Source organism: Oceanispirochaeta sp. M1 (genome assembly GCF_003346715.1).
Lineage (GTDB): Bacteria > Spirochaetota > Spirochaetia > DSM-2461 > DSM-2461 > Oceanispirochaeta.
The window spans coordinates 1-17,886 of sequence record NZ_QQPQ01000039.1 but is presented as its reverse complement, the minus strand read 5'-3'; the positions used below and the strand labels follow the sequence as shown (position 1 = coordinate 17,886).

At 44.2% G+C, this 17,886-nt stretch carries 17 protein-coding genes and 1 tRNA gene; 1 reads left to right on the top strand and 17 read right to left on the bottom strand.

Going from position 1 to position 17,886, the window contains the following annotated elements; all coding sequences use genetic code 11:
* The 10 genes from rsfS to DV872_RS20830 form a co-directional block, all read right to left on the bottom strand.
* Window positions 1-375 (bottom strand): ribosome silencing factor, encoded by a 375-nt coding sequence (gene rsfS, locus DV872_RS20875; protein WP_114631910.1) that lies wholly within the window; start codon window positions 373-375, stop codon window positions 1-3.
* Window positions 356-1,534, bottom strand: a complete 1,179-nt coding sequence (locus DV872_RS20870) for an LCP family protein (protein WP_114631909.1) — start codon at window positions 1,532-1,534, stop codon at window positions 356-358. The genes rsfS and DV872_RS20870 overlap by 20 nt, the downstream gene beginning before the upstream one ends.
* A complete protein-coding gene (gene yqeK / locus DV872_RS20865) occupies window positions 1,531-2,109 on the bottom strand; it encodes a bis(5'-nucleosyl)-tetraphosphatase (symmetrical) YqeK (protein WP_114631908.1) in 579 nt (192 codons plus the stop codon). Before yqeK ends, DV872_RS20870 begins: the two co-directional genes overlap by 4 nt.
* Entirely contained in the window at window positions 2,099-2,671 is a 573-nt protein-coding gene (nadD, locus tag DV872_RS20860) for a nicotinate (nicotinamide) nucleotide adenylyltransferase (protein ID WP_114631907.1), read from the bottom strand. Before nadD ends, yqeK begins: the two co-directional genes overlap by 11 nt.
* 1 nt (window position 2,672) lies before the next feature.
* Window positions 2,673-3,659, bottom strand: coding sequence for a GTPase ObgE (gene obgE, locus DV872_RS20855; RefSeq protein ID WP_114631906.1), 987 nt, complete (start codon window positions 3,657-3,659; stop codon window positions 2,673-2,675).
* Between the two features lie 9 nt (window positions 3,660-3,668).
* Window positions 3,669-3,926, bottom strand: a complete 258-nt coding sequence (gene rpmA, locus DV872_RS20850; protein ID WP_114631905.1) for a 50S ribosomal protein L27 — start codon at window positions 3,924-3,926, stop codon at window positions 3,669-3,671.
* Window positions 3,926-4,267 carry a ribosomal-processing cysteine protease Prp gene (locus DV872_RS20845; protein ID WP_114631904.1) on the bottom strand — a complete coding sequence of 114 codons (342 nt, stop codon included), beginning with the start codon at window positions 4,265-4,267 and terminating at the stop codon, window positions 3,926-3,928. Before DV872_RS20845 ends, rpmA begins: the two co-directional genes overlap by 1 nt.
* 11 nt (window positions 4,268-4,278) lie before the next feature.
* The gene (rplU, locus tag DV872_RS20840; RefSeq protein ID WP_114631903.1) at window positions 4,279-4,593 is read right to left on the bottom strand and encodes a 50S ribosomal protein L21; all 315 of its coding nucleotides are present in this window, start codon (window positions 4,591-4,593) and stop codon (window positions 4,279-4,281) included.
* Between the two features lie 79 nt (window positions 4,594-4,672).
* On the bottom strand, window positions 4,673-6,421 hold the full coding sequence (gene argS / locus DV872_RS20835) for an arginine--tRNA ligase (protein ID WP_114631902.1): 1,749 nt from the start codon (window positions 6,419-6,421) through the stop codon (window positions 4,673-4,675).
* An 87-nt stretch (window positions 6,422-6,508) separates the two neighbouring features.
* Window positions 6,509-8,230: a DUF5312 family protein gene (locus DV872_RS20830; protein ID WP_114631901.1), complete on the bottom strand. Its 1,722-nt coding sequence runs from the start codon at window positions 8,228-8,230 to the stop codon at window positions 6,509-6,511.
* A gap of 70 nt (window positions 8,231-8,300) precedes the next feature.
* Here DV872_RS20830 and cimA point away from each other — a divergent pair, with 70 nt between their 5' ends.
* On the top strand, window positions 8,301-9,875 hold the full coding sequence (gene cimA / locus DV872_RS20825) for a citramalate synthase (protein ID WP_114631900.1): 1,575 nt from the start codon (window positions 8,301-8,303) through the stop codon (window positions 9,873-9,875).
* 160 nt (window positions 9,876-10,035) lie between these two features.
* On the opposite strand, the gene carB is transcribed toward cimA, so the two are convergent.
* From carB to DV872_RS27010, 7 genes are all read right to left on the bottom strand, one after another.
* Window positions 10,036-13,251, bottom strand: a complete 3,216-nt coding sequence (gene carB / locus DV872_RS20820) for a carbamoyl-phosphate synthase large subunit (RefSeq protein ID WP_114631899.1) — start codon at window positions 13,249-13,251, stop codon at window positions 10,036-10,038.
* Window positions 13,251-14,426 carry a glutamine-hydrolyzing carbamoyl-phosphate synthase small subunit gene (gene carA / locus DV872_RS20815; protein ID WP_114631898.1) on the bottom strand — a complete coding sequence of 392 codons (1,176 nt, stop codon included), beginning with the start codon at window positions 14,424-14,426 and terminating at the stop codon, window positions 13,251-13,253. Before carA ends, carB begins: the two co-directional genes overlap by 1 nt.
* A 185-nt stretch (window positions 14,427-14,611) precedes the next feature.
* A tRNA-Gln gene (locus tag DV872_RS20810) sits at window positions 14,612-14,683 on the bottom strand.
* 140 nt (window positions 14,684-14,823) lie between these two features.
* A complete protein-coding gene (locus DV872_RS20805) occupies window positions 14,824-15,369 on the bottom strand; it encodes an adenine phosphoribosyltransferase (RefSeq protein ID WP_114631897.1) in 546 nt (181 codons plus the stop codon).
* A 124-nt stretch (window positions 15,370-15,493) separates the two neighbouring features.
* Window positions 15,494-16,507 (bottom strand): tRNA (adenosine(37)-N6)-threonylcarbamoyltransferase complex transferase subunit TsaD, encoded by a 1,014-nt coding sequence (gene tsaD / locus DV872_RS20800; RefSeq protein WP_114631896.1) that lies wholly within the window; start codon window positions 16,505-16,507, stop codon window positions 15,494-15,496.
* Window positions 16,508-16,552: 45 nt separating this feature from the next.
* Window positions 16,553-17,392, bottom strand: a complete 840-nt coding sequence (locus DV872_RS20795) for an RNA polymerase sigma factor RpoD/SigA (RefSeq protein WP_114631895.1) — start codon at window positions 17,390-17,392, stop codon at window positions 16,553-16,555.
* Between the two features lie 292 nt (window positions 17,393-17,684).
* On the bottom strand, window positions 17,685-17,886 hold a 202-nt coding region (locus DV872_RS27010; protein ID WP_216664428.1), incomplete at its 5' end, for a hypothetical protein.

The following is a 17,886-nucleotide window of genomic DNA, read 5'->3' as shown; positions in this document are numbered from 1 at the left end:
TTAAGCTTCTTCTCTGAAAAGAGACTCTGATTCAAACCAGACACCCTCAAGATCGTAATATTCACGAGCTTCAGCTGTCATAATCTGAATAACAAGGCCACCGCAATCCATAAGAATCCACTGATCCTCATTTTTAGTATTCTTATTATTTCTCAGCACCAGATTTTCATCATCTCTCAGCATATCAAGAACCTTCATCTGAATACCTCTGAGGTGCATACGGCTGGTTGCCGTAACAATAATCATATAATCAGCCCAGGAACACTTTCCTTCCAGATCCAGTACAACTGAATTCAGGCCTTTGGCTTCCTGTACAGCTTCCAGGGCTTTTCCCCAGTATATAAAACCTTTTTTACTATTTAACGTATCGTCCATCGAAATCCTTTCCAAGTATAATTATAATATCTACAGTTTCATCACGGTTTTGATCCACATCGGTATGGATCTTTTGACATTTTATCAGATTTGCCACTCTCTGAGCAGCTGCCGGATCGCCCTTTTTGTCTAATATAACTGTATTTTCGTAGCGGCTGGAGTCTGCATTCTTAAGAGATGCTATCTCATAACCGTAACTTTTAAAAATTTGTGCTGTCCGGCTGGCTAATCCATTTCTGGTAGTTCCGTTCTGAATCTCCAGAGAAACAACCAGTTTTTCATCCTTCAGCACATCAAAATCCGACAGAGAATCCTGCATCTGTTTAACAGTTTCCCTTAAAAGTTTCCCGTCGTAATGGGGGAAATAAAGAATCTGAGAATCCACCTTACGCCTTGTTCCCAGCACCTGCTGGAAAACAACGCGATCCAATTCCAGGGATGTTATCTCCTGGAGAAAGGAATCAAAGGATTTGCTGTCCAGATTTGTATTAATAACAGGAAACAGATATTTCTGAAATGCCTCTGAGAACTTTGCATCATACATATGACTCAATTTTTTCAGAAGCCCGATAACAAGATCATGCTCCCGCTTGATTCGGTCATCTGCAGATTCACCTTCAATTTTATAACACAGATAATCTACAGCCTTGTCTCCGTCAAGATTCACACTTCCCGAGGGGAGTAGAATCTGCTGTTCATCATTCTGAATAATCACCGGATTGGGAAGGAAAATATCGACCCCTTCCAGAAAATCGACAAGACTCACCAGGTTCTCTTTTTTTATCTGCAGATAAAAATCAGGGACAATTCCCGTTAGAATCCCTATCTGTTCAAGATAATAGGATGGATCCTCCGTATTATAGAGAGTATCAATCCTGTCCACTCTATTGAGAGAGCGAATAAGAGCGCCTGTCTCTTCAGGTATATTCAGCAGAGCACCTTTCTTAGTCTCGGGATGATAAAAATAGACTTCTGTCACCAGAGGTTTATCATCCTCTTCGATTATGATCAGGGTTGTAATAAGCTTCTGATCAATGACCATTTCCTTATAGTCGTCGATTTTCATAGTAAGCAGAATATATACAGAAAGTCCTGCAAGGATGAGGAATACAAGGATCAGTAAAAGCAGTGACAGGTCGGGGGCTCTTCTATCTTTCATAAAGGCTTATTGTAACCTTTCCTGAGCTTTTGATACAACTCCCTGCTGTCAGGAGAGAGCAAGTTGTTCCCGGACTGCAGATGCTCTGCCATGGCATCCAGAATCTGAAGAATCATTGAGTCCAGCGGCTGCACCAGCAGGCTGCTGCGTACGCTGTCATCCAGATGTTTACGACCCGGCTCCATATAGTCCGCTGCAAAGAGAATAAGGCCTGCCTCATCCATCAGAGGATGTCCTGTCGTATGATAACGGACAGCATCCAACAGGGACTGATCAGTGACATTATACTCATTTCGAAGAAGCCAGGCGGCGGCGAAACCATGCTGCAGAACCGGATGCTGCCTATTGAACTCAGACAGAGTCCGCTGATCCTTCAAAGCCGCTTCATGAATCCTTCCTTTATCCCATTCCCTTGCAAGATCATGAGCCAGGGCGGCAATGCGCAGCATACCAGGTTCAACAGAGTAATGCTCAGCCAGAAAAAGTGCATAGTCCGCAGTCCGGAGACAGTGGTTCCAGCGTTTTTTACTGAGATCAGACTCCCCTCTTTTCAGCAGTAGAGATTCAAGCTCCATAGAGCTTCTCCTGCCGGATATAGTTCAGCACATCCTGAGGTAGAAGATTCTGTACATCTCCGCCTGATTTTATTGAATTACGGATATCTGTTGATGATGCTTCAAAAATTGGATTCTCAAAATAGCGGTGAGGATAGGGAAAATCAAGATCTTCCGGTCGGCCTCTGTGACAAACAATGATATCCGCCTCCAGGCACAGCTCGTCAGCCTTATGCCAGCGAGAAAATCCGGGAACAAGATCGTCACCGATAATAAGACCGGGTTTACTGTCCAGAGAGTAGAGCTCTTTAAAATATCTGATTGTATCAATGCTGTAGGATATACCCTTTCGTTCGTACTCACAGGGGGAAACAATGACATGCTCCCAATTCTGAACTGAGAGTTCCACCATTTTCAGTCTCTGCTGAAAGCTGACATCTTCACTTATATTTTTGTGAGCGGGTCTATAGGAGGGAACAAGTACCAGTTTATCATAGCCGAACTTAATTCTTACGGCTTCGGCAATATTGAGGTGTCCCAGATGGGGAGGATTATAAGTCCCCCCCAGCATGACAAGTTTCATTTCAGGTTGCCATTTTCAGCATGGCCAGCTTCAGTTCATCCAGACCTTCCCTGGAAAAAACAGATACGGCTATGACATGCTCCTCAGGATAAAGTCCCTGTAGTTTTTCTAGATTTTCCCGAGCAATTTCCAGATCAATTTTGGTACCGAGAAGCATTCTCGGTTTGTCCAGAAGCTCAGGATTATATTCTTTCAGCTCAACAAGGAGCTTGGAATAGGTATCATGAAAATCGTCTTCTCCCAGATCTATCAAAAAGGCAAGTCCAGCTGTTCTTGAAATATGTTTCAAAAACTGTAACCCGAGACCGAGTCCATGGGATGCACCTTCGATAATTCCTGGAATATCCGCCAGTACAATGTCCTTTTCACCCAGACGAAGCATACCCAGATTGGGAATCTTTGTCGTAAAAGGATAAGAAGCTACGTTTGGATTGGCATTTGTCAGAGCCTTAAGGAGGCTCGATTTACCTACACTTGGAAATCCTACAAAACCGATATCGGCAATCAGATTTAATTCCAGTTTAATTTCTGCATATTCCCCAGGCATTCCAGGCTGAGCAAAACGGGGGGTCTGTTTACGGGATGTTCGAAAGTGCCAGTTTCCCTGACCACCGTTACCGCCCTGCAGAAATGTCCATTCTTCACCATCAACGTTTTCAGAGAAGTCTTTAAGTACATCATTTGTCTGATAATCACGGACAATGGTTCCGGGGGGTACTTCGATAATAACGGCTTCGCCGTTTTTACCATGCATACGCTTACCCTTGCCGCCGTAACCATTAACTGCTCTATATACGTGTTTTCGGCTCAGATGGGATAGTGTTTTCAAGTTATTTTTAACAAGAAAAACAACATTACCCCCACGACCTCCGTCACCACCGTCCGGACCGCCCTGAGGGACGTATTTCTCTCTCCGGAAGGAAACGCTACCAGCGCCTCCCTCACCTGAGTATACTTCAAGACGAGTTTCGTCTATAAATCCTTGCATAGAATATTATTATTCGCCCTTAGCGACAATAGAAACTCTTTTTTTGCCTTTTTTGTCATGAAAGAGAACATTTCCAGCCTCGGTTGCAAAAAGGGTATCATCTTTACCAATACCTACATTTTCACCGGGGTGTACTTTAGTTCCTCTCTGACGGACAAGAATTTCTCCGGATTTAACAAGCTGACCACCAAATCTTTTGACACCCAGTCTCTGAGAATTGGAATCTCTTCCGTTTTTGGAGCTTCCTCCACCTTTCTTATGAGCCATTATCGTTTCCTCACGTCTGTAGTTTTAATTTGAATGCTGCCGGGATACTCTTCTTGTAAATCCCGCAGCCCTAACATTAACATATCAACAGTACCTCTGAACCATTCATGGTACCTGTCAGAAACATCAAGAACCTCAAGTTCAAGATGCCCCTCTCTTTCAGCCCCACCGATGATTTCTATACCATCAGTATGACTAAAGAGCCTGGCAGCCGTTCTCAGCAGAACTGAGACACCCGCACAGGCTTCACTCGGCAGATCAGTTGTTCTATTTGCGTGACCTTGAGATGTCAGGGTCTTTAAAAGACCGGAATCTCCGAAGGTTAGAACAATCCGTATCACAGGTTCGCTTCTTAAGCGCCCAGGATATCTTCTACCGTAAGCAGAGTATAATTCTGACGATGTCCCTGTGTTCTTCTGTAGCCTTTTCTTCTTTTAAACTTGAATACTTTGACTTTAGGGTCTTTGACATTACTTTTGACAACGGCAGTAACTTTTGCTCCATCCACATAAGGTGAACCTACGATAGGATCTCCCTCACCGGAAATAAGCAGTACGGAATCGAATTCCACTTTGTCACCGGACTGTTTGTCAAATTTGTCGACCTTTAACACAGCACCTTTTTCAGCTTTATACTGTTTGCCTTTGATTTCTACTAGTGCATACATTTCAGTTAACCTCAACAATCTATTATTTTGGCACTCAATGGGTATACCATTTAGGCGTAACTTGGTCAAGTGCCGACATTTACATCTTACTGAGGAATGGAATGTTCACCAGTTCAAATCCGTTCTTAAGTACCTGCAGTGCAGATCGAGTTAGCTCTATTCTGCTTATGGTCAGCACCTTGTCATCAATGCCCAGGATGGGGCAGTCATGATAAAAACGGCTGAAACTTTTAGCCGTGTCATAGAGATGACAGGCTACAGCTGAAGGGTTCAGATCTGAGGCCGCAGAGCGTACTGCTCCGGGGAAAGAACTCAGGTTTTTCACCAGTTCCCACTCAGCATCAGAACTGAGAACAGAATAATCGGGGGCAATACCTTCATAGTCCCCTTTCTGTTCCTCAAATTTTTCAAGCATAGAGCTGATACGGGCACTCATATACTGCAGATAAGGTCCTGTATTCCCGTTAAATGACAGTGATTCTTTAGGATTAAAGATCATATCCTTATAAGGTGACACCTGGAGAAGGAAATAATGAAGAGCTGCAAGAGCAATTTTATGCCCCGTCTCTTCCACATCACCTACAGTGTCGGCTCTTTCTTTATTTCTTATCTCGTCACTTGCCATTTCGGAGAGTGTTTTAAGCAGATCATCCGCATCCACCACAGTCCCCTCTCTGGACTTCATCTTCCCCTCGGGAAGATTGACCATACCGTAGGAGAGATGGAAAAGCATTTCCGCCCATGAATAACCTAAGCTCTTGAGTGCATGGAACAGAACCTGGAAGTGATACTCCTGTTCGGCACCCACAACATAAATCAGCCTGTCAAAGGGAAAATCTCCGTGTCTGGCAATGGCTGTACCCAGGTCCTGAGTCATGTAGACCGAAGTACCGTCAGAGCGGAGCATAACCTTGGTATCCATTCCGATATCTGAAAGATCCAGGCGGATACTGCCGTCGTCATCCTTATAAAAGACTCCCGCTTCCAACCCTTTCACCACCTCATCCCTTCCGGAAAGATAGGTGTCGCTTTCATAATAATATTTGTCAAAAGAGATATTGGTATTTTTATAGGTTTCAGAAATACCGTCAATGGTCCATTTATTCATCCGTTTCCAGAGGGCAACAATTTCCTTATCACCCTCTTCCCATTTACGAAGCATATCCTGAGCCTGTGTTTCGGCTGTTTCATCCTCCTTGGACCACTGATTGAATTTTACATAGTAATCACCAACCAGATGATCACCCTTCCGGCCGGTTGATTCGGGTGTAGCACCCTCGCCAAATTTCTGATAAGCCAGCATGGACTTGCAAATATGGACACCCCGGTTATTAATAAGGTTCACTTTCTGAACCTCCGCACCCGAGGCGATTAATATTCTTGATATACTTTCACCGATGGCATCGTTTCTCAGATGACCGAGGTGGAGTGGTTTATTTGTATTGGGACATGAGAATTCAACCATAATTTTCTGACCGGCAAGAAGATCAGAGTATCCATACTCACTGGTGCTGCTCTCTTCAATAAGGTCTGCAATCAGAGCAGGCCTGTCCAGAAAAATATTTACATAGGGACCTGCTGTTTTTACTGAGCCGGGAATATCGGAACCCAAAGCCTCCACAACTGCTGCTGCAATAGCGGGAGGTGCTGTTCTGAAATCTTTAGCAAAAGGAAACATGGGAAAAGCCAGGTCTCCCATTTCGGGTCGGGGTGGATGCTCAACAATAATTCTACTGGAGAAATCAGACAGATCCAGTCCTTTCTCTTTTGCTGCACTTTCCAGAGCCTGTGACATCAGTTCAAGCCATTGTTTTTTCTGTTTATCCATATCCGCCTCGCATGTTTCTCGGTTTAAAGGATTTAAGCAGAATTAGTCTGAATAGTCAATAAAACAGCCTGAAAGGTGGGGAGAGAACTACTCTCTCTCCTCCTTTGAAAATTCTCTCAGTTTTTCTTTCTCCAACTGGAATAGATCCTGAAGCCCATGGGTAATTTTATGAATATCATCAGCCGACTCGGTTACACTCTGTCTCAGCTCATCATTACTACGGCCGCCCAGCTCAGAAAAATTAGAAATGGTATCATAACTTCCACCATTACCCATAACCACACCGTTCATCAGCTTACCCATACTTTCAAGACAGGCAATTGAATCTTCCAGTATAAGCTCGGCATCCCGGTTGAGTCTGTTACAAAGGCTTAGAATCTTCAGGTCCATCTCCTCAGGGTTGTCCCTGTATTCATGACTGGCCTTTCTTATTGCCCCCGATGTATCCCCTTCGGGGGCCAGTTTGCTTGAGAACCATCTCAGACGGTCTCCGAATTTTACAAGGATCTGAAAAGTTTTTTCGTACTCTTCCCGATTATTCTTTTTATAGAAGTTACCATCCACCAGAATAATCTTCATGGGATAGTAAAGTTTCTTCTGATAATTCTCCTCAAAAAAAGTATTCAGCGCCGCCATGGAGTAGGCAAAGGCCATATATTTTTCATTAGGACTGTATTCGGGGATAAAACTGAGCTCGGGAAGATCCCAGTAGCGCTGCAATTCCAAGGCGAGTTCCCCAAGCTTCTTCTCCCGGGTAAAGATTCTAAACTGTTCCGACAGGGAATCCATCCAGAACTGCCTGTAGAAATAGAACCAGTCCTCTCCTCCTACGGAGACAGGAATCTGATAAAAAGGATCTTCCATAAGAACTTTCATCAGCTCTGAGAGAGGAACTGCATTATTAAACTCACGTATTTTCTGAAAAAGTGTATTACACCTTTCGATGCTTTCAGTAATTTTCTCATCAAGTGAAGATTCATCCGATTCATCATCTGAATAATAAAGGAGAAACACAGCTTCAAGCAGCTTGATCGAAGGCACAGTCTTAAAGGATTTCAGAATAGCTGCCAATTGCACAAGTGAATCTTTCACATTGGAGAAACCTGCGGCAAGCAGGGTTCCGTCAGGAGAGTCGGGAAACTGGCTGGTAATCTGGTCATAGGGAAAGAGACTTAACTGATAAAGCGTATTGAGAGTCCTGGTGGTCTCCATCATTCTCATGCGGTCTTCTCTCCCTATCTGAGCAAGAAGCACCTCCGTATCCTCACTGATCTTTTTCCTGATTGCAGGGCCGCCCATATTGGGATTTTTCCGTCCCATATCCAGTGGATCAACCTTATCTTTGAGAGAATCATGGAGCTGCTGGAATTCCAACTGTCCGATCAAGGCATAGAACTTAACCTTATCAATACCAAAGCAACCTGAAAGAGGATGTTTAATAAAGCTTGCCGAATATTCTACATCTTTCAGTTTTTTACAGAACTCTCCGGACAGAGCCTGATGTTTTACATCAATAAGATCGGGACTGAGGTAAGACAACTGCCTCGCAACAGCCTTTACCACATGCTTTTTTGTCAATTCCAGCTTATCTTTCATCAAAAATAGCGATTGCAGAAATATTATCATCTTATCTAACCAAGGAAGTGCCTTATATTCGTCTTCTATTGACTGAATAGACTCATTTTCAACGTGATTATCCATTGGTTCTTGACTAACATGGATATTTTCTTCCATTTTTTCGATCATTTTACGTCTTTCTTCGGAAGAAAGGTCTTTCACAAGCCTGTCAAATACATTATCTTTACCCATAAAACTATTTTATTGCTATTTAACATGATTAGCAACGAGTTCTTTTATTTAGAACCTGAGAGGTATAAGCATGGGACAATCTGAAATTGCTGTATTTGATACTACTTTACGGGATGGTACACAGGGTACGGGAATCAACTTTACCCTGAAAGACAAACTTGAGATTGCAGAAATGCTCGACAGCTTCGGAATTGACTATATTGAAGGCGGATTTCCTCTGGCTTCCGAACGGGAAACTGCTTTTTTCAAAGAAGTCCGTTCTCTCAACCTGAAGCACTCAAAGATCTGTGCATTCGGCTCCACCCGCAAACCCGATGGTAAAGCCTCCCAGGATGCTCATATCAGCGCCCTGCTTCAGGCCGAAACTCCCACAGTAGTTATTGTGGGTAAGGCTTGGGATGCCCATGCTCAGGAAGTTCTGAATACAAGCCTGGAAGAGAATCTGAACATGATTTTTGACTCAGTCAGCTATCTAAAAGGTGAAGGACGTGAAATAATTTTTGACCTGGAGCATTTCTTTGACGGTTATATCCATAATAAGGAATATGCGTTGAAAGTTCTGCAGACAGCAAGCGAAGCCGGTGCAGATTGTCTGGTAATGTGTGACACAAACGGCGGAACACTTCCCCAGACAGCTATTGCTACAATAAATCAGCTGCATGGTATGAACCTGGCGCCCCTGGGAGTTCATTTCCATGATGATACCGGAACAGCGGTTGCCTCCACCATCCTTTCTGTTGATGCAGGAGCAGTACACGTACAGGGAACAATCAACGGCTGGGGAGAGAGAGTCGGAAACGCCAACCTCTGTGCCATCATCCCCAATCTGGTTCTTAAAATGGATAAAAAGATCCATGCAGGGGAACACCTGAAAGAGCTGACTAAACTTTCCCGCTTCACAGCAGAAAAAGCGAATATCATTCCTGAAAAGAATCAGGCCTATGTGGGAGAGTCAGCATTCAGTCACAAAGCCGGACAGCACGCTGATGTTCTGGCCAAGGCTGAACACCTTATGGAACATATGGACAGTGCCCTGGTTGGAAACTCAAGACGCATTCTCCTTTCAGAACTGGCCGGAAAATCTACCATAGTAAGAAAACTGGCAAAATACGGTGATTTCAACAAGAACTCCCATATCGTAGCTTCTCTGACTGACACTCTGAAGAAGAAAGAGATGGAAGGATATGAATACGAAGCGGCGGAAGCCTCATTTGACGTGATCATGAGAAAGGCTCTGGACAAATTCACTCCCCTGTTTGAGCTTAAGAACTATCATCTTGAGTCCTACAAGACCATGGACAGCAAGAGCAAGACAGTGGGACGTATGTTTCTTAATGCCGGTGGCATTGAACATATGGGAGCGGCAGTCGGTGAAGGTCCCGTTGATACACTGAACGCCTCGGTTCGTGATGCCCTGATCCCCAGTTTCCCCTTCTTGAAGAATATTCACCTCTCGGACTACAGGGTTCGTGTTCTCAACCCCGAAGAGGCGACAGCCGCAAAGGTCAGAGTATTTATTACTTTCACCGACAATAAATCAACATGGGACTCAGTAGGTGTTTCGGAAAACATCATTGAGGCTTCATGGGAAGCTCTGATCGATGCGATCAACTTCTACTACAACAATGTGGTTCTTGAAGAATAATTATTTATTCCGATTAGAATATAGTTTTGACAAAAACAATGGGGCTGCCCTCCGGATTCCGGAAGGCAGCCCCCTCTTTATTTATAAGACTTAATCAATATCTGCTGAAAAACCCTGAGCTGAACAAGATATTCATACCTCCTTCAGCCTTATTGTTTTCCTACCAGCTGCCGGGAAGAGGATTACAGGTAACAGTTTCCCCTCTCAGATATTTGATCCCGATAACCGCTGCCTTAGCGGCACTCGTGGTGGTTGTATAGGGAATCTTCCGTTTAACTGCCTCGGTCCTGATCTCTTCATCCTCAATCTGAGAAGAACGTCCCAGAGGTGTATTGATCAGCATGTCGATACGACCGCTGCTCATATGATCCACTACAGAGGGATGCCCCTGGTGCAGCTTGAGTATGACCTCAGAGAAGATACCGTTTTTATAGAGGAAGTCTGCGGTCCCCCTGGTGGCGGCAATCTCAAATCCCATCTCTACAAGATCTTTAACAATGGGGAGTATGATCTGCTTATCCTTATCCGTAACTGTTACAAAAACTCTCCCCTTGATAGGAAGATAGCAGCCTACGGCAGCCTGTACCTTGGCAAAGGCCTCTCCATAGCTCTCTCCTATACCGATGGCCTCTCCGGTAGACTTCATCTCCGGTCCGAGAACCGGATCAAGTCCGGAAAAGCGGTCAAATGAGAAGACTGCTTCTTTTATAGCCCATCCTGTCTGACAGTATCCCTGTCCTACACCGCTTTTCTTATCCACAAGCCCCTGTTTCATAAGATCTGTTCCATTCCACAGCTTAACTGCAGCCTGAATCAGATTGACACCTGATGTCTTGGAAAGAAAGGGAACCGTTCTGGAGGCTCTGGGGTTGACTTCAAGGATATAGAGAACATCATCCTTTACAGCAAACTGTATATTCAGAAATCCCTTGACCTGAAACTCACGGGCAATGGACACTGCCGCATCGGCCATCTCGTTGAGTATCTCGGGAGTCGATTTATAGGGAGGGAACACACAGGCAGAGTCACCGGAGTGAATCCCCGCTGCCTCGATATGCTGCATAATACCACCGACATATACATTTTCACCATCAGATACGGCATCAAGATCATATTCAAAGGCATCTTCCAGGAACTGGTCCACCAGTACGGGTCTGTCATCGGAGATTGGAATCCCTTTGGAGAGGAAAATATCCAGTTCATCTTCCGAGTAGGCGATAAACATGCTTCTGCCACCCAGAACAAACGAGGGTCTCAGAAGTACGGGAAATCCGATCTCCCTTGAAAACTGTGCCACTTCTTCTCTGTTATAGGCACTCTTGTTCCTGGGTTGATTCAGTTCCAACTTGCCCATGGCTTCTGAGAACAGTTTTCTGTCCTCCGCCTTGTTGATATTATCCACTGCCGTACCTACGACGATGGCTCCAGCCTCTTCAAGCTCCTCCACCATATTAAGTGGAGTCTGACCGCCAAGCTGAACAACAATCTTGTTAACCTGTTCTTTCTTCATAATCTGCTTTACAGATTCTGCAGTCAGAGGCTCCATATAGAGACGGTCTGATATATTAAAGTCCGTAGAGACAGTTTCAGGATTGGAGTTGATCATGATTGTCTTGACTCCCTCTTCCCTGAGACTCATGGATGCAAGAGTACAGCATGTGTCAAACTCAAGACCCTGGCCGATTCTGTTGGGTCCGGATGCAAGGATTATGACTCCCTCATCTCCTGTTGGTGTACCTTCATCAATCTCACCCCAGGTGGAGTAGAAATAAGGAGTTTTTGCGTTGATCTCCCCTGCACAGGTATCTACAAAGTGATAACTGGGCTCTATCCCCATGGACAGTCTCAGTTTTTCAACGGCTGCAGTAGATTCTGATGTCAGTTCGCCGATTCTGCTGTCAGAGAGACCGCATTTCTTGGCTTCCATCATAAGAGATTCATCCAGTTTGGAAGCTGCTGCAATTCTGTTTTCGAGTTTTACCTGCTGCTGCAGCTGATAGAGAAACCAGATATTGAACCCTGTCTTTTCAGAGAGTTCTTCAAGAGATCCCTTGGGATTCCATTTTATCCAGGTATAGGCACCCATGAGTCTTCGAGGATGTGCTGTCGTAAGGATTCTTTCGAGCTCCTCATCGGACACCCGCATTTCAGTCAATCCGTCATGCCCTGTTTCAGCGGCTCTCAGTGCTTTATTCAAGGCCTCGAGAGCTGTTCTCCCAAGAGCCAGTGCCTCACCTACTGATTTCATCTGTGTACCCAGGGCGGAATAGCCGGTGGGGAACTTTTCGGTCTCAAAACGGGGAACCTTTACAGCACAGTAATCCAGTGCAGGTTCAAAACAGGATGCTGTTTTACCGGTAATTTCGTTTGTTACCTCATCCAGGGTATAACCGACTGCCAGTTTGGCGGAACAGCGAGCGATAGGAAATCCAGTGGCCTTACTCGCAAGTGCCGAAGAACGTGAGACACGGGGATTCATTTCAATAACAATCATCCGGCCTGTATCGGGCTTAACGGCAAACTGTACATTTGAACCGCCGCAGTCCACACCGATGGCCCGCAAAATATCGATGGATGCAGTTCTCATTTTCTGAAATGCCCTGTCATCCAGGGTCTGTATGGGAGCTATGGTGATACTGTCACCTGTATGGACTCCCATGGGGTCTATATTTTCTATGGAACAGACGATAATGGCGTTATCAGCCTTATCTCTCATAACTTCCATTTCAAACTCTTTCCAGCCGATAAGGGACTCTTCAATAAGGGCCTCACTCACAGGACTCTCAAGGAGTGCCCTCTCTACAAGAGACTTAAGTTCGTCATGATCATAGGCAATGCTTCCCCCCATTCCACCCAGTGTGAAACTGGGGCGAATTACCAGGGGAAGTCCCACTTCTTTTTCGAGCTTAAGGGCTCCGGCAACAGTCTTTGTTGTAATGGATCTGGGAGATTCCAGTCCAAGGCTTTCAACAACCTTCTTAAACTCACCCCTGTCTTCAGCTTTGAAGATAGAGTCGGTTTTTGCACCGATAACTTCCACTCCATATTCTTCCAGAACACCCTCTTCTGCCAGATCCAGAGTCAGGTTCAGAGCAGTCTGTCCTCCCATGGTGGAGAGAACTGCATCAGGGCGTTCCTTACGGATGATTTCTGTTACATATTTAACAGTGAGGGGCTCAACGTAAATCCTGTCGGCAATACCGGGAGTCGTCATAACGGTTGCGGGATTGGGGTTAACAAGAATGACTTCATACCCTTCTTCTTTAAGGGCTTTAACCGCCTGGCTTCCGGAATAATCAAACTCACAGGCCTGACCGATAATAATCGGACCTGATCCGATAATAAGTATTTTATGTAAATCTTTTCTGGCAGGCATTATTTCTCCTTCACCTCAGTCATATCATTCTTTTTCACAACATCAAGAAAGGCATCAAAAATCCAGGATGAATCTACAGGACCCGGGGCGGCTTCGGGATGAAACTGCACACAGAGCAGATTTTTATCCTTCCACTCCAGCCCTTCAATAGATCCGTCATTGGCATTTCTGAAACGAACAGTCACTCCCTCAGGAAGAGATTCTTCATTCACCGCAAAACCATGGTTCTGGGAAGTCACGAATACTCGTCCGCTCTCTTCATCCCGAACAGGGTGGTTGCAGCCGTGATGTCCGAACTTCATCTTGAAGGTTTCTGCTCCGATGGACTGTCCAAGAATCTGATGTCCAAGACAGATACCCACCAGGGGGTATTCACCCAGAAGATTCCGAGCCAGATCAACCTGTTTCTTCAGTACTCCCGGGTCTCCGGGACCGTTTGAAAGAAAGACCCCCTGAGGATTCAGTTTTCTTATATCTTCTATTGAAGCATCCGAGGGAATCAGACTTATCCTGCAGCCCCTCTGTTCCAGCTCTCTGATGATATTGGCTTTAATTCCACAGTCTAAAAGTGCAATGTGTGATCCTGCACCGTCTATGGTAACCATCCGGGAAGTACCCACATCTGCAATCAGATTCTGTCCTTCCATGGAGGGAAGTTTTTTAAGGTAGTCCTGACAGAGTTTCAGATCATCATCACTCAGTCCGGATTCAGAGCGGGAAGATTTTACAAGTACTGCATTACAGCTTCCCTCATCTCTTAGCATCAGAGTGAGTCTTCTTGTATCGACTCCGCTGATACCGCAGATACCGTTTCTATCCAGATATTCAGGTAGTTTTATACGGCCTTCGGGGACCGGTCCATCATAAAGATCACGGACAACCAAGGCTGAGACTTTTACATCTTTTCGGCTTTCATCTTCGGGTCCGTTTTCAGACCAGAGATCATCACATCCGTAGTTTCCTATATGAGGATATGTCATTGTGACAATCTGTCCCGTATAGGAAGGATCAGTCAGGATCTCATGATACCCTGACATTCCAGTGTTAAAAACAAGCTCTCCGTACGGAAGCTCCATCCCATCAGTGAGATCACTCACCGACGGAAGCTCGGCTCCGAAACAGCTGCCGGGAAAGACAAAACCGTTTTCCAGAACCAGATAAGCTCTTTTCTGCATAAACCACCCCTCAGTTAAATATTTATACAACATTTTTCGATAAATATACATTAGCAAAAACGTATATTTACAAAAAAGCCGGCTTTACCAGCCGGCTTTCAATCCCTATGAATTTTTAAAAACTCAAATACAATAGTTGAATATCATCTTGCTGATATTCTTAAAGCAAGGGACTTCTGTTTAAACATCCCGGGGAGGACTCGAACCCCCAAAGGCAGTACCAGAAACTGCAGTGTTACCAATTACACTACCAGGATATATTTCACAAACAATCCCCAACATCCTGTGCTCCCTTGAAGCAACCAGACAAGTTCGTTGTTTGATCTGCGGGCATGATATTAAAATTGACTTTTTATGTCAAGCGATACCCGCAAATTGTTTAAAAAATTAAGTCTGCTTAATCACCGACCTTTTCACTATTATATTCAATAAGAGTTTTAATCTCGATACCGGGAAGCTTATCTGCATATTTCAGAAAGGGAAGACCGATAATTCCAAAAATATGTTTAACATCGGCACCGCCCATAGTCAGCAGCTCAACAGCAGCACCCATGGTTCCACCAGTAGCAAGCAGATCATCAACGAGAAGGACATTTTTCCCCTGGGGAACATCACTCTGATGAATCTCAACTTCAGCCTTACCGTATTCAAGCTGATAAGATTTTTTCAGAGTTACACCGGGAAGTTTACCGGCTTTTCTTACTAGAATCAGGGGAATATGCATAGCCTTGGCAAAGGGTGCAGAGAAAATAAAACCTCTGGACTCAACAGCGGCTACAGCATCTATATTCTTATCTTTATAGTACTCAACCATCTGATCAATACACCATGAAAATGCTTCCGGATTAGTCAGAATGCTTGTGATATCAAAATACCGAATTCCTTTATGAGGAAAATCATTAATTTTTCTTATGGAATCATCAAGATTAAAGTCTTTGGACATGGATTAGCTCCCGTACTTATTTTTCGGTTTATCTCAATTTCAGGCATATAACAATATGTAAAGAAGTTAAAATACCGACTTAGTAAAATACCCTGAAACAGGACAGATCATCAAGAGGAAAATCTTAGGGGTAACCTCTTTTAAAGGATGGGACCCTGGCACGGGCGTTCTCGGAAAAATCTGATCCTTTGCCCTCCTTAAGATACTGATACCCGATTCCCGCAATCATAGCCGCATTATCGGTACAAAGCTCAAGGGAGGGATAATAGCACTTTACGTCCCACATCGCCTCAAGAGAGGATCTCATATAGGAATTTGCGGTAACACCACCGCCGGCAACAACAGTTCTTATTCCTGTACTCTTTACTGCTTTTTGGACTTTCTTCACCAGGATATCAACAGCCCGCTTCTGGAAGGAGGCAGCAATGTTCTCTTTTGATTTCTCGTATCCGGGATTAAGAAACTGATCAAGCTGATTGATAACAGCAGTCTTCAGACCGGAATAGGAAACATCATATTCATGATCTCCCTTATGGAGATTGGGACTGGGGAAACGGAATGCTTTGGGATCACCCTTAACCGCCAGACGATCGATGGCGACTCCTCCGGGATATCCCAGCTCATAATGTTTGGCAATTTTATCAAAGGCCTCACCGCAGGCATCGTCTATGGTTGTTCCCAGAACTTCAATCTGATCAAAACCTCTGACAATGGCAATAACCGTATGACCACCTGAAACGAGAAGTCCCAGATATGGATAAGTAATGTCATTTTCAAGATGAGGAGCATAAAGATGGGCTCTTATGTGATCAACTCCGATAAAAGGAATATCCAGAGACCAGGCCAGCCCCTTGGCAAAGGAGAGACCTACAAGAAGTGAACCAACCAGACCGGGTCTGTTTGTTACGGCAATGCCGTCAAGATCCTTCTTTTCAATCCCGGCTATAGTCAGAGCCTCTTCGACAACAGACCAGATCCATCTGGTATGAATACGGGATGCGATCTCGGGGACCACACCCTGCCAGGGTTTGTGATCCTCAATCTGGGTGGCTATTATATTACTGAGCACAACATTGCCGTCTTTCACTACAGAAGCGGCGCATTCGTCACATGATGATTCGATTCCTAATACATACATAAAAGAGAATCTAGGACGGATTCACTACTTGGTCAAGGCAGAAGGCTATGCAAACATATACTCTTTCAGCTCCGGGGCTTCTTCTTTCAACTTTTTAAGAGCCCTGATCTCAATCTGACGGACAGTCTCGGGAGATATACCCATCTGCTCACCGATTGTTTTCAGTGTATGTTTCTTACCATCTACAAAGTTGTAACGGTAGCGGATAATATTCCGTTCATTATCTTTAAGTTTGTAAAGGGAATTTCTTGTATCCTGTTCGGCACACTTTTTGAAAAGCTCACCATCGGGATTGTAATTATCATCCACCAGGATATCCATAAGAGTTCCGTTTTCAATATTTGTTTCTGCATACAGTGAAATCGGATTAGCTGAAAATTCCATAATGGATACAACATCGTTATATTTAACCTTGGTTCCATCGGATATTTCATGTAATGAAGGAGATCTCTTATGCTCAATACTAAAATGGTGCATGAAATCCTGAATATGCCGTAGTGCCTCTTCTTTCCTATAGGGCAGTCTTATGGATCTGCTTCTATCTGTTAAATAACGTGTTATGGCCTGTTTTATCCACCACGCGGCATATGTACAGAATCTGACATTCTTTCTGAAGTCATAACGCTCAGCTGCTTTAATAAGCCCCAGATTCCCTTCCTGTATCAGATCCATAAGACTTACACCAGAAATCTGGTAGCCTCTGGCCATTTTTACAACGAGTCTAAGATTGGAATTTATCATTCTCTGACGTGCCGCTTCATCGCCGTCAGCTATCTTTTCTGCAAGTTCCACTTCTTCTTCAAAAGTGAGCAGTTGGTAACGGGAAATCTCATCCAGGTAAAATTTTAAACTGGAATCATATGATGTATCTGTCTTGTATTTCATGGCATTACACCCCTTGCAGAGTGTAACGCAATCTCCATGCCAAAAACATACAAAAATCAATCAAAACGTATAATTACTTACATTATATATATTTAAAAAACATACAACTTTCCGATCATTTCCAATCAATAACAATTATATGTATCTTTTTGTATACACCCTCATATTTTATAACTCACAAATTACTATGATTTTGATATTATCAGTCTATTATTCGCCTTTAATCAGCAGAGGAGGGCAATTAAGTAGGGTGAAAAGAGACCTTTTCTCAAAGAGTCTCTTTTCATCCCTCTTACAGAACCGTACGTACGGACCTCGTATACGGCTCCTGTTCAAAATATCCCGAAATAGGGACGACTAGACCAGTATTCACATCAGTCAAATGAAACAGACCAAGATCTTTAAACCATGCGTTAGGCATGGCCATATTAGCAAGAACACTACCGGAGTTTCTCCAGCAGGACATTTTAATCAATAGGTAGTCACCATTATGA

What these genes read in the sequence shown, in the direction of transcription:
- rsfS (WP_114631910.1), bottom strand. Translation starts at nt 375, where the DNA reads ATGGACGATACGTTAAATAGTAAAAAAGGTTTTATATACTGGGGAAAA.
- DV872_RS20870 (WP_114631909.1), bottom strand. Translation starts at nt 1,534, where the DNA reads ATGAAAGATAGAAGAGCCCCCGACCTGTCACTGCTTTTACTGATCCTT.
- yqeK (WP_114631908.1), bottom strand. Translation starts at nt 2,109, where the DNA reads ATGGAGCTTGAATCTCTACTGCTGAAAAGAGGGGAGTCTGATCTCAGT.
- nadD (WP_114631907.1), bottom strand. Translation starts at nt 2,671, where the DNA reads ATGAAACTTGTCATGCTGGGGGGGACTTATAATCCTCCCCATCTGGGA.
- obgE (WP_114631906.1), bottom strand. Translation starts at nt 3,659, where the DNA reads ATGCAAGGATTTATAGACGAAACTCGTCTTGAAGTATACTCAGGTGAG.
- rpmA (WP_114631905.1), bottom strand. Translation starts at nt 3,926, where the DNA reads ATGGCTCATAAGAAAGGTGGAGGAAGCTCCAAAAACGGAAGAGATTCC.
- rplU (WP_114631903.1), bottom strand. Translation starts at nt 4,593, where the DNA reads ATGTATGCACTAGTAGAAATCAAAGGCAAACAGTATAAAGCTGAAAAA.
- argS (WP_114631902.1), bottom strand. Translation starts at nt 6,421, where the DNA reads ATGGATAAACAGAAAAAACAATGGCTTGAACTGATGTCACAGGCTCTG.
- DV872_RS20830 (WP_114631901.1), bottom strand. Translation starts at nt 8,230, where the DNA reads ATGGGTAAAGATAATGTATTTGACAGGCTTGTGAAAGACCTTTCTTCC.
- cimA (WP_114631900.1), top strand. Translation starts at nt 8,301, where the DNA reads ATGGGACAATCTGAAATTGCTGTATTTGATACTACTTTACGGGATGGT.
- carB (WP_114631899.1), bottom strand. Translation starts at nt 13,251, where the DNA reads ATGCCTGCCAGAAAAGATTTACATAAAATACTTATTATCGGATCAGGT.
- carA (WP_114631898.1), bottom strand. Translation starts at nt 14,426, where the DNA reads ATGCAGAAAAGAGCTTATCTGGTTCTGGAAAACGGTTTTGTCTTTCCC.
- DV872_RS20805 (WP_114631897.1), bottom strand. Translation starts at nt 15,369, where the DNA reads ATGTCCAAAGACTTTAATCTTGATGATTCCATAAGAAAAATTAATGAT.
- tsaD (WP_114631896.1), bottom strand. Translation starts at nt 16,507, where the DNA reads ATGTATGTATTAGGAATCGAATCATCATGTGACGAATGCGCCGCTTCT.
- DV872_RS20795 (WP_114631895.1), bottom strand. Translation starts at nt 17,392, where the DNA reads ATGAAATACAAGACAGATACATCATATGATTCCAGTTTAAAATTTTAC.